The 11,938-nt window shown below is 72.2% G+C and carries 11 protein-coding genes; 3 read left to right on the top strand and 8 right to left on the bottom strand.

Features of this window, described 5'->3' with window-relative positions; translation table 11 throughout:
- Positions 1 to 10: 10 nt before the first annotated feature.
- The 3 genes from C8E84_RS03310 to thrS form a co-directional block, all read right to left on the bottom strand.
- Positions 11 to 724, bottom strand: a complete 714-nt coding sequence (locus C8E84_RS03310; RefSeq protein WP_159899460.1) for a lysophospholipid acyltransferase family protein — start codon at positions 722 to 724, stop codon at positions 11 to 13.
- The gene (locus tag C8E84_RS03315; RefSeq protein ID WP_159899462.1) at positions 721 to 1,209 is read right to left on the bottom strand and encodes a GNAT family N-acetyltransferase; all 489 of its coding nucleotides are present in this window, start codon (positions 1,207 to 1,209) and stop codon (positions 721 to 723) included. The genes C8E84_RS03310 and C8E84_RS03315 overlap by 4 nt, the downstream gene beginning before the upstream one ends.
- A 343-nt stretch (positions 1,210 to 1,552) precedes the next feature.
- Positions 1,553 to 3,538: a threonine--tRNA ligase gene (gene thrS / locus C8E84_RS03320; RefSeq protein WP_159899464.1), complete on the bottom strand. Its 1,986-nt coding sequence runs from the start codon at positions 3,536 to 3,538 to the stop codon at positions 1,553 to 1,555.
- A 216-nt stretch (positions 3,539 to 3,754) separates the two neighbouring features.
- Here thrS and C8E84_RS03325 point away from each other — a divergent pair, with 216 nt between their 5' ends.
- On the top strand, positions 3,755 to 4,417 hold the full coding sequence (locus C8E84_RS03325; RefSeq protein WP_159899466.1) for a hypothetical protein: 663 nt from the start codon (positions 3,755 to 3,757) through the stop codon (positions 4,415 to 4,417).
- Entirely contained in the window at positions 4,392 to 5,042 is a 651-nt protein-coding gene (locus C8E84_RS03330; RefSeq protein ID WP_159899468.1) for a prolyl oligopeptidase family serine peptidase, read from the top strand. Before C8E84_RS03325 ends, C8E84_RS03330 begins: the two co-directional genes overlap by 26 nt.
- A gap of 5 nt (positions 5,043 to 5,047) precedes the next feature.
- Here C8E84_RS03330 and C8E84_RS03335 read toward each other — a convergent pair whose 3' ends face one another.
- Positions 5,048 to 5,950, bottom strand: coding sequence for a LysR family transcriptional regulator (locus tag C8E84_RS03335; RefSeq protein WP_159899470.1), 903 nt, complete (start codon positions 5,948 to 5,950; stop codon positions 5,048 to 5,050).
- A 72-nt stretch (positions 5,951 to 6,022) separates the two neighbouring features.
- Here C8E84_RS03335 and C8E84_RS03340 point away from each other — a divergent pair, with 72 nt between their 5' ends.
- Positions 6,023 to 7,006 (top strand): EamA family transporter, encoded by a 984-nt coding sequence (locus C8E84_RS03340; protein WP_159899472.1) that lies wholly within the window; start codon positions 6,023 to 6,025, stop codon positions 7,004 to 7,006.
- Here the strand turns inward: C8E84_RS03340 and C8E84_RS03345 are convergent.
- From C8E84_RS03345 to C8E84_RS03360, 4 genes are all read right to left on the bottom strand, one after another.
- Entirely contained in the window at positions 6,891 to 8,177 is a 1,287-nt protein-coding gene (locus tag C8E84_RS03345) for an FUSC family protein (protein WP_159899474.1), read from the bottom strand. The two genes, C8E84_RS03340 and C8E84_RS03345, sit on opposite strands and share 116 nt — an antisense overlap.
- A 173-nt stretch (positions 8,178 to 8,350) precedes the next feature.
- Positions 8,351 to 9,193, bottom strand: coding sequence for a MaoC family dehydratase (locus tag C8E84_RS03350; protein WP_246196751.1), 843 nt, complete (start codon positions 9,191 to 9,193; stop codon positions 8,351 to 8,353).
- Positions 9,194 to 9,218: 25 nt separating this feature from the next.
- A complete protein-coding gene (locus C8E84_RS03355) occupies positions 9,219 to 10,568 on the bottom strand; it encodes a 3-oxoacyl-ACP reductase (protein WP_159899477.1) in 1,350 nt (449 codons plus the stop codon).
- A 1-nt stretch (position 10,569) separates the two neighbouring features.
- On the bottom strand, positions 10,570 to 11,853 hold the full coding sequence (locus C8E84_RS03360) for an acetyl-CoA C-acetyltransferase (protein ID WP_159899479.1): 1,284 nt from the start codon (positions 11,851 to 11,853) through the stop codon (positions 10,570 to 10,572).
- Positions 11,854 to 11,938: the final 85 nt, after the last annotated feature.

The raw sequence follows: 11,938 nt of genomic DNA on the forward strand, positions 1-11,938 counted from the left end.
GGACGGCACCCTAGCCGCGCAGGTCGGGCAGGTCCTCGGCCGCGATCTCGGCGAGGAGGGCGCGCAGGTCGTCCATGACCACCGCCGTCATGGCCCGCAGGTCCTCGGGGTCCGCGACCCGGGCGCGCAGCTGCACCGGGGTGATCGCCTCCCCCACCGTGACGACCACCGTGGGGCGGCGCGAGAGCCGTCCCGGGCGCAGCCGCCCGAGCCGGCGCAACGGCCGGATGAGCGACGACGTCCCCTCCCGGGTGAGCAGGCGGTGGGCCCCCCACTGGGCGACGGGGACGATCGGGCAGTCGGCCGTGAGCGCCAGCCGCACCGCCCCGGTGCGCACTTCGCTCATCGGCCGGTAGTCGGGCTCGGTCGTGATCTTGCCCTCGGGGTAGATCGCCACGGCCCACCCCCGCCCGAGCGCGTCGAGAGCCGGCTGGAGCGCCGCCGCCGGGTCGCGGTCGCGGCGGACCGGGATCTGCCCGGTTCGCCGCAGCAGCCACCCGACGCCGGGCCACGCGAACGCCTCGGCCATGACGAGGAAGGTGCCCTGTCGGCCGGCCCGCCGCAGAGCGCTCGCGAGCACCAGCGGGTCGGAGACGGAGAGGTGGTTGGAGACGACGACGACGGCACCGGATGCCGGGATGCGCTCCACGTGGTGGTGCTCGCGTCGGGTCAGCACGCCGAGCGCCGCGTCGATGACGGCCACGCCGACCGAGTAGAGGATCACCGCTCCCGCCGGGTGATCTGGCGCTCCATCAGCCGCTGCGACGGTGGCCCGAACCCGAACCGTTCGTAGACGGTGCGCACTCCCGGCAGGGCGTGCAGCTGCACGCGGGTCACCCCGTCGGCCTCGGCCCACTCGAGCATGGCGTCGAGCAGCCCTTCGCCGATCCCGGCTCCGCGCGCGTCGGTGCTGACGAAGAGCAGGCTGACGTGGAACCAGGCGTCGGCGGGGCGGTGGGCACTGGGCAGTCGCTGCACCCGGGTGCCGTGCAGGACTCCCAGCGGCCGCCCTCGACGGTCCTCGGCCAGCCAGGTGCGCCGGGCCGTGTCGCGCAGCCAGGCCTGGGCGAACTCGTCGAGGAACCCGACGGGCACCGCGTGCCCGAGTTCGCGCTCGTGCTGGATGTGCAGGGCCGCGATGGCGAAGGCGTCAACTGGACGCGCCTCGCGCACCCGCCACCCCGAGGTCTGCGCGCCGTCGCCGTCCATGTGCCCAGCATGGACCACGCGGCTGCGTTGCTCACCCGATACACAGGGTGAGGCCCCGGGAAGTATGAGTTCCCGGGGCCTCGTGACTCGGCATGATGCTCCGTGTCGCACGAGATGGTCTCCGCTCACCTCTGACCCTCATCACCGGGTCAGTTCGTGCGGCAAGCCGCTCGAGTGGTGTTCGTTCTTCTCTCGGTTCCTCCGGATCACTTTCGTGGTGGAGTGGGATATTTCTACGCCTCAGCGCGAGCGTCCCGCAAGGGGTTTCGGGGGGAAATCACGGCCCGATCCAGCGGTCGGCGTGTCGCTCGGCGTGTCGCGTGACGGGTGTGACGAGGGGGGTTCAGACCTGCCGCCGGTCGGCGATCGCGGCCGTGATCTCGGCAATGGCGTCGGCGATCGGCACCCCGTTCTTCTGCGACCCGTCGCGGTAGCGGAAGGACACCGCCCCCGCGGAGCGGTCCTCCTCACCCGCGATGAGCACGTAGGGCACCTTGGCCTTGCTCGCGTTGCGGATCTTCTTCGGGAACCGGTCGTCGCTCTCGTCGAGCTCGACGCGGATGCCCTGGGCCTTCATCTGCGCCAGGACGTCCCACAGGTAGTCGTTGAACTCCTCCGCCACGGGCACTCCGAGGACCTGCACCGGGCTCAGCCACACGGGGAAGGCCCCGGCGTAGTGCTCGACGAGCACCCCGATGAACCGCTCGATGGAGCCGAACTTCGCCGAGTGGATCATGACCGGCTGCTGGCGCGACCCGTCGGACGCCTGGTACTCCAGGCCGAACCGCTCGGGCTGGTTGAAGTCGTACTGGATCGTCGACATCTGCCAAGTGCGCCCGATGGCGTCCCGGGCCTGCACGCTGATCTTCGGGCCGTAGAAGGCCGCACCACCGGGGTCCTCCACGAGCTCGACGCCGAACTGCGCCGCGGTGTCGCGCAGCACACCCGTGGCGGCGTCCCACTGCTCGTCGGACCCGATGAACTTGTCCTTCTTCTCGCCCTCGGTGGCCCGCGTCGAGATCTCGAAGTAGTAGTCGTCGAGGCCGAAGTCCTTGAGCAGCCCGGTGACGAAGCGCAGCAGGTGCTCGATCTCGGCTGGGGCCTGCTCAGGCGTGACGTAGGAGTGCGAGTCGTCCTGGGTCATGGCGCGCACCCGCGTCAGGCCGTGGACGACACCGGACTTCTCGAAGCGGTAGACCGAACCGAACTCGAACAGTCGCAGCGGCAGCTCGCGGTAGGAGCGGCCGCGCGACCGGAAGATGAGGTTGTGCATCGGGCAGTTCATCGCCTTGAGGCGGTACTCCGCGTGCTCCATCTCCATCGGCGGGAACATCGTGTCGGCGTAGTACGGCAGGTGCCCGGAGGTGTGGAAGAGCCCGGCCTTGCTGATGTGGGGGGTCCCGACGTACTCGAAGCCCTCCTCGATGTGCCGGCGGCGGACGTAGTCCTCCATCTCGCGCTTGATGACCCCACCCTTGGGGTGGAACACGGCCATGCCGGAGCCGAGCTCGTCGGGGAAGCTGAACAGGTCGAGCTCGGCCCCGAGCTTGCGGTGGTCGCGCTTCTCGGCCTCGGCGAGCCGGTCGAGGTAGGCCACCATGTCGGCCTTGGTCGGCCAGGCCGTGCCGTACACGCGCTGGAGCTGCGGGTTCTTCTCCGAGCCGCGCCAGTAGGCGGCGGCGCTGCGCATGAGCTTGAAGGCGTTGCCGAGCACCTTGGTCGACGGCACGTGCGGGCCGCGGCACAGGTCGCCCCAGGCGCGGCTGCCGTCCCGGCGCAGGTTGTCGTAGATGGTCAGCTGGGCACCGCCCACCTCGACCGCGGCGCCCTCTGCCGCTTCCTCGGAGGCACCGCCCTTGAGGCCGATGAGCTCGCACTTGTAGGGCTCGCCGGCGAGCTCGACGAGGGCATCCTCGTCGGAGGTCTCACGCCGGTGGAAGGTCTGGCCCTCGTTGATGATGCGCTGCATCACCTTCTCCAGGGCCTTGAGGTCCTCGGGCGTGAACGGGGTGGCGACGTCGAAGTCGTAGTAGAAGCCGTCGCGGATCGGCGGGCCGATGCCCAGGCGCGCGTCGGGGTGCACCTCCTGCACGGCCTGCGCGAGCACGTGGGCGGCCGAGTGGCGCAGCACGTCGAGACCGTCCTGCTCGGCGGCCGTGACGGGCTCGACGTGCTCGCCACCCACGAGGACGTGCGCGAGGTCGCGCAGCTTCCCGTCGACGCGGGCGACGAGCACCGAGCGGTCGCCCTCGAAGAGATCACCCGCAGTCGTGCCCTGCTCCACCGATCGCTGGGTGCCGGCGACGTGGACGGTGATCTGGGCAGACATGGGTGTGGCACTCCTGATGCGGAAGGGGGCGCGGCCCGTCGGGACCGCACTCCAGCGTATCGAGCGGTGCGCGGATGCCGCGAAACGGCATCCGTGGTCGGCGTACCGTGCTCTCGTGCGCGCCCTTCCCCACGGCACCTGGCCCTCCCGGAGAACGCCAGGATGCCGTCGGCGCACCGTGGTCGGTGCGCTCGCGCGTGCACGAGTACGGCGGCGGTGCGTACGCGGTGCGCGACGGGCTCGTGGTGTTCTCGACCCTTCTCCGACGGCCGGCCGCGGCGCACCCGGCCCCGCCAGCCGGGCACCAGCCAGCCGGGCACCGGCCCCGAACCGATCACCCCCGAGGCGGCCGTGCGCTACGGCGGGCTCGTCCTCACCGGCAGCGCCGTGTTCGCGGTGCGCGAGGACCACCGCGGCGGCGGTGAACCGGTCAACGAACTGGTCCGACTCTGCCCGGACGGCCCCAACGAGGACCTCGGGCAGGTGCTCGTCACCGGCCCGGACTTCGTCTCACGCCCGGCGGTCTCGACGGACGGCACGCAGCTGGCGTGGGTGCAGTGGGACCACCCGAACATGCCGTGGGACTCCACGACGCTGCTGCGCGCAACGGTGACCGACGACGGCCTGGTCGACGTGCGGATCGTGGCCGGGGGCGAGGGCGTCCCGGTCGCGCAACCGCAGTTCGGCCCGGACGGGACGCTCTGGTTCGTCAGCGGCGAGTCGGGGTACTGGAACCTGCACCGCGACGACGAGGCGGGCCCCCGAGCGGTGCACGCCGTCGACGCCGACGTCGCCGCACCGCAGTGGGTGCTGGGCATGAGCGACTACGCCGTACAGTGCGCTGGACGCGACGGTGCTCGCGACGGCATCCGAGCGTGAACCGGACCGGGACCACCTCTCGACCCCACGACCGTGGACCTGGAGCAACAGCGCGGGCCTTGACGTGCACGGGTTCGTCCACCCGCCGACCACCGCCGAGGTCAGCGCACCCGACGGTGAGCTGCCGCCGCTTCTCGTCCTCGACGTCAACCACGGCGGGGGCACGTCGTACGGGCGCGCCTACCGGGAGCGGCTCACGGGCCAGTGGGGTGTCGTCGACATCGACGACGTCGTCTGCGGGGTTCGCTCGCTCGCGGATGCCGGTCGCATCGACCGCGACCGCGTCGCCATCCGCGGCGGCAGCGCCGGCGGGTACACCGTGCTGCGGGCGCTGACGTCGAGCACGGTCTTCGCCGCAGGCGCGAGCTACTTCGGGATCAGCGACCTCGCGGCGGTGCACCACGTCGCGGACCTGCACGGGGAGCTGCTGCTGCTCCAGGGCGCCGACGACCTCGTGGTCCCGGTGGCGCAGGCCCAGCTCATGGCCGATGCCATGAGGGCAGCCGGCAAGGACGTCGAGCTCGTCGTCTACGAGGGCGAGGGGCACGGCTTCCGCCAGACGTCGACGATCATCGACTCCCTCGAGCGCGAGCTGGCGTTCTACCTGCGGGTCTTCGAGGGCTGACTCTCTCAGGAGCGTCCCGCCACCTCGCGCAGGGCGGCACGCACGGCATCCACGGCGGGCGACTCCCCCATCGACGCGCGCCAGTGAACGTCGACCCGCCTGGTCGCCACGGGGTCGAGCACCGGCACCGCGACGACGGTGGCGGGCAGGCGCCCCCGACCCAGTCGGGGCACCAGGGCCACCGCCAGGCCGTGGGCCACGAGCTCGACCTGCGAGGCGAACTCCACGCAGCGAAAGCCCACGCGCGGTGCCTGCGGGGTGGCCGCGAACATGTGGCTGAACCACTCGTGGCAGATCGTGCCCTCGGGGGTGGAGACCCAGGGACGGGTCATGAGGTCGGCCGGCGTCACGGACTGCCGCGACGCGAGGGGGTCGTCGACGTGCACGAGGACGTCGGCCACGTCGGTGAGCACCGGTTCTCCGCGCACCGTCGGCGGCACGTGGAAGCGCATGCCCTCCCAGCGGTGCACCACCGCCATGTCGGTGCGCCCCGCCGCGACCTCGGCGACGGCATCCCACGGTTCCACCTCGTGCACCACGACGTCAAGGTCGGGAGCGCTGGCGCGCAGGGCGTCGAGCATCGGGGGCACGATGCCGCGCACCGCCGTGGAGAAGGCCGCGAGCCGCAGCAGCCCCGAGGGCCTCCCTCCCTCCCCCTGGAGCCGGGAGCGCAGCCCTTCGACCGCCACCCGCAGCGAGCGACCCTCCTCGACGAGGCGTCGCCCAGCCGCGGTGAGCACCACCCCACGCCCGGCCCGATCGAGCAGTGGCACCCCGACCTGGCGTTCGAGGCGTTTGACCTGTTGCGAGACCGCGGACGGGGTGAACCCCAGCTCGTCCGCGGCACCGACGACACTGCCACAGCGCTCCACCGCCACGAGCGACTCCACGGCCACGAGATCGATCATGCAGCGATGCTACCGATATGACGTCAACTTTCGTTGCTGGTGCTTCATGGTCCACCCCGGCAGGATGAGCGGGTGCCTCGCCGTCATGTCGCCCTCGCCGTCCTCGTCACGATCATCTGGGGCGCCAACTTCGTCGTCATCGACGAAGGGGTCGGCGACATCCCCCCGACGCTGTTCGTCGCGTTCCGCTTCGTCGTCGTGCTGATCCCGGCGATCTTCCTCGTGCCGAGGCCCGCCCTGCCGTGGCGCGACGTGGTCACGATCGGCGCCTTCATGAGCCTGGGCCAGTTCGGCCTGCTCTACACCGGGCTGGCGCTCGGGATGCCGGCCGGTCTCGCGTCGCTGGTGCTCCAGGCCCAGGTCGTCGCCACCGTGATCATCGCAGCGCTGGTCCTGCACGAGCGACCGAGCCGGACCCAGGTGATCGGGGTGGGCATCGGCCTCCTCGGGCTCGTCGTCGTCGGCGTCGGCCGGTCGGCCGCGACACCCGCCCTGGGCCTGCTGCTCGTCATCGCCGCCGCCCTGTCGTGGGCCATCGGCAACGTCGCCGCCCGGCGGGCCGCGGCACACACGCCACCCACGGCCTCCCGGTCCGGCGGGCTCGCTGCGGGACTGTCGCTCACGGTGTGGTCCGCCACGGTGGTCCCGCTGCCGCTGTTCGCCCTCTCGATCGCGATCGACGGCCCCGACGCCGTGATGCACGCCCTGACCCACCCGACGGTGCCCGCGGTGCTCTCCACGCTCTACACCGCGTGGCTGGCCTCGCTCGTCGGGTACGGCATCTGGAACACGCTCCTGGCGCACCACCCGGCAGCGGCCGTGGTGCCGTTCACCATGCTCGTCCCGGTCGTCGGACTCACCACGGCATGGCTCGTGCAGGGCGAGGTGCCCAACGCGTGGGAGAGCGTGGGTGGCGCGCTGCTGCTGCTCGGGGTGGCCGTCACGACCGGGGTGATGGGCCCTCGTCGTGGGCTGGGGCCTCGGGCCGGACTGGGGGTGGGGGTGGGGCCGTCGGGCCGGGAGCCTGCGGGGGGCGCCCCGCCACCTGCTCGATGATCCGGGGAAGGTGCTCGCCCACGAGGGGCACCTGCTCGATCTGCTGCTGGAGCTGGGCCACCGCGGGCACCGTCTCGGCGAGCGGTGTGCGGATCGGGCCGGTGTCGGTGGGCACGGATGCGTCGGAGTTGCTCTCGCGCAGCTCTCGCGCCAGGCGCTCCGCCTCGAGGACGAGGGCGCCGTAGGTCGGCCAGGCTCGAGGATCCTCCAGGGGGGTCACCCGCACCTGCTCGCTGAGGTCGTCGAGGGTCTCCAGGGCGAGTTGCAGGTGCTGCTCCACGGCGTGGCGGGACGGCTCGGTCCACACCCCGAAGTCGGAGATCGCGTCACCGATCTCGTCGAGCACCCCGGCGTAGTCGTCGAGCCATCCCGCCGACGGTGCGGGATGCCGGGCCGTCTCGTCCGCGGCGTCGACGAGGGTGCGCGCCATGCTGCCCACCTGCCACTGGGCCCGCCGCACGGCTTCCACCGTGCGCGTGTAGCCGTCCCAGTCGATGCGCGCCGGGCGCAGGCGGTGCCGCCAGTTGAACCGGGTGCTCTCGCGCCCGGTCTCCACCACGCTGAGCACCTCGGGCACCCGGTCACCGAGGTCGGTCGCGGTGTCGTACCACCCGCGGGCCCGGTCGGCGTCGAAACCCTCGCGCAGGCCCGTCGCCATGTCCTTGAGCAGGTCCTGCACCCGTGTGGTCAGGTCGCGCAGCGCGTCACGCCGCTCGTCCAGGTGCATGGGAGCGAGCACGACTGCGTTGACGGCAACCCCGACGATGCCGCCGAGCACGGTCTCGACGATGGTGAGGTAGGTGAAGTCGGTGTCGGTGCCCTTGACCGTGAGCAGGGACAGCAGCGCCATGGTCGGCACCTGGATGCCGTGGTCCCCGAGGAGCGGCCAGCGTGCGATGAGGAGCGCGGCCATCATCACCGGCACCATCGACCACCACGTCACCCCGACGAGCGACCCGACGAGCCAGGCGATGCTCATCCCGAGGACGACGGCGGCCACGCGCCGGGCACTGGCCCCGATCGAGCGGACCATGGTGCGGTCGACGACGAGCAGGGCGGCCATCGGTGCGTAGAAGGGTGTGGGGCTGTCGAGCAGGTGCACGGCCAGCTGCCAGGCCAGCACGGTGGCGACCGCCGCCTTGAGCATGAGCAAGCCCTCGGCCCGCTCCACGCCGGGAGTGGTCAGGGCAGCCCGAACGGCCGAGGCCCACCCCCCGAGGGTCGCGCAACCCGGCTCGGCAGTCCGCGCGTTTCGACGAGCCCATCGTCACGGCTGACCACCACCTGACCATATCGAGGTGGCACCCTCCGAGACGAAGGTGAGCCGAACGGGGCCCGGTCCGGTCAGGTCTCGAGGGTCAGCACGAGGTGGGTGGTTTCCGGCGTCTTCGCCGAGCGCAGGGCGGCGACCGTGCGTGCCGGTTCGCGGTCGACGACGAGCTCGACCGTGCTCGGCAGGAAGACCGGCTTGGTGAACCACACGTGGCTCGTCGACGGCCCGAGCGACGTGCGCCCGAGCGCGGCAAGGGTACGAGCGCAGGTCCACATGCCGTGGGCGATGTGCCGCGGGAACCCCATGGCCTTGGCGGTCAGCGGATGCAGGTGGATCGGGTTCACGTCCCCCGACACCGACGCGTAGGACCGGCCGAGGTCCTCGGGAAGGCGCCACCGCGCCGCGGGCTGACCCACGGGCGGCCTCGGCGGCCCGTCGCCGCGCGGGGCGTCGCCGCGCGGGGCGTCGTGCGTGCCGCGGCCACGGCTGAGGTAGACGCTGTCGCACTCCCACACGAGCTCGCTGCCCACGCGGGCCTCGAGCCGCACGTCGAGCGTTCGGCCGCGTCGGTGCGGGCGGACCTGCCCGGCCGACACCGACAGCGTGAGCGGGTCACCGGCATCCATCGCCCGGTGGGTGGTGACCCGGTTCTCCAGGTGCACCATTCCGGGAAGTGCCATGGGGAAGTCCGGCCGAGCCATCAGGGCGGTCTGCACCGGGAACGCGAGCACCCACGGGTAGGGCTGGGGCACCGTGTCGTCGACGGCGTAGCCGGTGAGCCGCTGGTAGGCAGCCAGCTTGGCCCGGTCGATCCGGACGTCCTCCACGACGAGGGTGCGGTCGGGCACCGAGTCGCCGCGCCGCCCGCGCGACGTCAGGGCGGCACGCACGAGCAGCGGTGCCGTGGACGGCACCCCAGACAGGGTCTCGGTCGCCACGTCAGGCGCCGAGCAGGCTCTGCCCGCACACGCGGACGACGTTGCCGTTGACGCCGGACTGCGCGTCGGAGGCGAAGTGGGCGATCGTCTCGGCGACGTCGATCGGCAGACCGCCCTGTGCGAGGCTGTTCAGGCGACGGCCGAGCTCGCGGGTGGCGAACGGGATCCGCGCCGTCATCTCGGTCTCGATGAACCCCGGCGCGACGGCGTTGGCGGTGATCCCCCGCCTGCGCAGCCCCTTGTCGGCGGCGTACGCGTCGACGAGCCCGATGACCCCCGCCTTGGAGGCCGCGTAGTTCGCCTGCCCGCGGTTGCCGGCGATGCCCGCGATCGACGAGACGAGCACGAGGTGGCCGCCGTCGCGCAGGCCGTCCTTGGCCAGGAAGTGCTCGTTCATCGCCAGGATCGAGGTGAGGTTGACGGCCAGCACCGAACCCCAGCGCTCGGAGTCGGTGTTCGCGAGCAGCTTGTCGCGGGTGATGCCGGCGTTGTGCACCACGATGTCGAGCCCGCCGTGCCGGGTGCGGGCGTGGTTCATGATGCGCGCTCCCGCGTCGGGTGACGTGACGTCGGCCTGCAGCGCCGACCCCCCGATCGAGTTGGCCACCTTGGCCAGGGAGGCCCCGGCGCTCGGCATGTCGACGCACACGACCGTCGCCCCGTCGCGGGCGAGCGTGCGGGCGATGTCCGCACCGATCCCACGAGCCGCACCGGTGACGACGGCGACCTTTCCGGCCAGGGGTGTCGCGGCATCCGCGGGTTCCTGCGACGTGGCCACGCCGGTGCGGAAGACCTGACCGTCGACGTAGGCCGAGCGGGCCGAGAGCAGGAACAGCACCGTCCCGAGGGCGGCACCCTCGGACCCCGGAGTGAGGAGCACGAGGTTGGCGGTCGCCCCCGCGCGCAGCTCCTTCGCGACCGAGCGGGTGATGCCTTCCAGGGCGCGGTGGGTGGCCCGCTGGGCTGCGGTGGTGGCGGATGCCGGGTCGGCACCCACGATGACGACGCGGGCACAGCGCCCGAGTCGCTTCAGGGCCGGGGCGAGCGTGGCGCGCAGCGCCTCGAGGTCGGTGGGTGCGGTGGCCGACGACACGTCGACGACGACGCCACCCAGTCGCCCCTCCTCGGGCACCTCGTCGACGACGACAGCACCTGCCTCATCGAGGGTCGCGCGCAGGGCCGCCAGGGCGGGCATCGTCCCGTGGCCGCCGACGAGGAGCGGCCCGTCGACGAGCGGGCGCCCGGGGACGTGACGACGCAGCGCAACCGGCTGGGGCAGGCCGAGCGTGGTCGAGATCTTCTTGCCGACGCCGGAGGAGACGAACGCCGTGTACCCGTCGCGGTGCCCCATGTCAGGCCGCCTCGAGGATCGCGACGACACCCTGGCCACCAGCGGCGCAGATCGAGATCAGGCCTCGGGATCCGCTGCCCTTCTCGTGCAGGAGCTTGGCCAGCGTGGCGACGATGCGGCCGCCGGTCGCGGCGAACGGGTGGCCCGCGGCCAGCGACGAGCCGGCGACGTTCAGGCGCGAACGGTCGATCGCACCCAGCGGGGCGTCCAGGCCGAGACGGTCTCGACAGAAGTCGTCGTCCTCCCACGCGGCCAGGGTCGACAGGACCGTCGCGGCGAAGGCCTCGTGGATCTCGTAGAAGTCGAAGTCCTGCAGGCGCAGTCCCTGGCGCGCGAGCAGGCGTGGCACCGCGTAGGAGGGCGCCATGAGCAGCCCCTCGTCACCGCCGACGTAGTCGACCGCGGCCGTCTCGCCGTCGACGAACCACGCGAGCGGCGTCAGTCCGTGGGCGTCGGCCCACTCCTGCGAGCCGAGGAGGACCGCGGATGCGCCGTCGGTGAGCGGCGTGGAGTTGCCGGCCGTCATGGTAGCTCCCTCGCCCTTACCGAACACGGGCCGGAGCGACCCGAGCTTGTCGAGGGTGGACCCGGGGCGCAGGTTCTGGTCGACGGTCAGGCCGAGGTACGGGGTGATGAGGTCGTCGAAGAAGCCGCGCTCGTAGGCGGCGGCGAGGTTGACGTGGCTGGCCAGGGCGAGCTCGTCCTGGGCCTCACGGGTGATCCCCCACTGCGCCGCGGTCAGCGCCATGTGGTCGCCCATCGACAGCCCCGTACGGGGCTCGGTGTTCGCCGGGACCGACACCCCGACGTCGGTCGGGCGGAACGCCAGGGCCGCCTTCACGCGCTCTGCCGAGGTCTTGGCCCGGTTCAGGCGCAGCAACTTTCGGCGCAGCGACTCGGTGACGACGACGGGGGCGTCGGAGGCGGAGTCGGCCCCGCCCGCGATGCCCGACTCGATCTGGCCGAGGGCGATCTTGTTCGCGACGAGGATGGCGGCCTCGAGCCCGGTGCCACACGCCTGGGTGATGTCGTAGGCCGGCGTCGTCGGGGACAGGCTGGAGCCGAGGACGGCTTCCCGCGTGAGGTTGAAGTCCCGGCTGTGCTTGATGACCGCTCCCGCGACGACCTCACCGAGGCGCTCCCCTGCGAGGCCGTGGCGGGCGACGAGTCCCTCGATGGCCGCGGTGAGCATGTCCTGGTTCGCAGCCTCCGCGTAGGCGCCGAACTGGCGGGCGAACGGGGTGCGGTTGCCGCCGAGGACGGCGGCGCGGCGGGGGTGGGTCACCGGAAGGGCTCCTTGTGCGTCGGTGCTGCTGGTGGGCGGGCGCACCGGCGTGGCGATGTACCCGGTACGGAAGGTAACAGGTACT

Source organism: Ornithinibacter aureus, assembly GCF_009858245.1.
Taxonomy (GTDB): domain Bacteria; phylum Actinomycetota; class Actinomycetes; order Actinomycetales; family Dermatophilaceae; genus Fodinibacter; species Fodinibacter aureus.

Excerpts from the sequence above, each read along its gene's own strand:
- C8E84_RS03315 (WP_159899462.1), bottom strand. The coding sequence starts at position 1,209 with ATGGACGGCGACGGCGCGCAGACCTCGGGGTGGCGGGTGCGCGAGGCG.
- thrS (WP_159899464.1), bottom strand. The coding sequence starts at position 3,538 with ATGTCTGCCCAGATCACCGTCCACGTCGCCGGCACCCAGCGATCGGTG.
- C8E84_RS03335 (WP_159899470.1), bottom strand. The coding sequence starts at position 5,950 with ATGATCGATCTCGTGGCCGTGGAGTCGCTCGTGGCGGTGGAGCGCTGT.
- C8E84_RS03355 (WP_159899477.1), bottom strand. The coding sequence starts at position 10,568 with ATGGGGCACCGCGACGGGTACACGGCGTTCGTCTCCTCCGGCGTCGGC.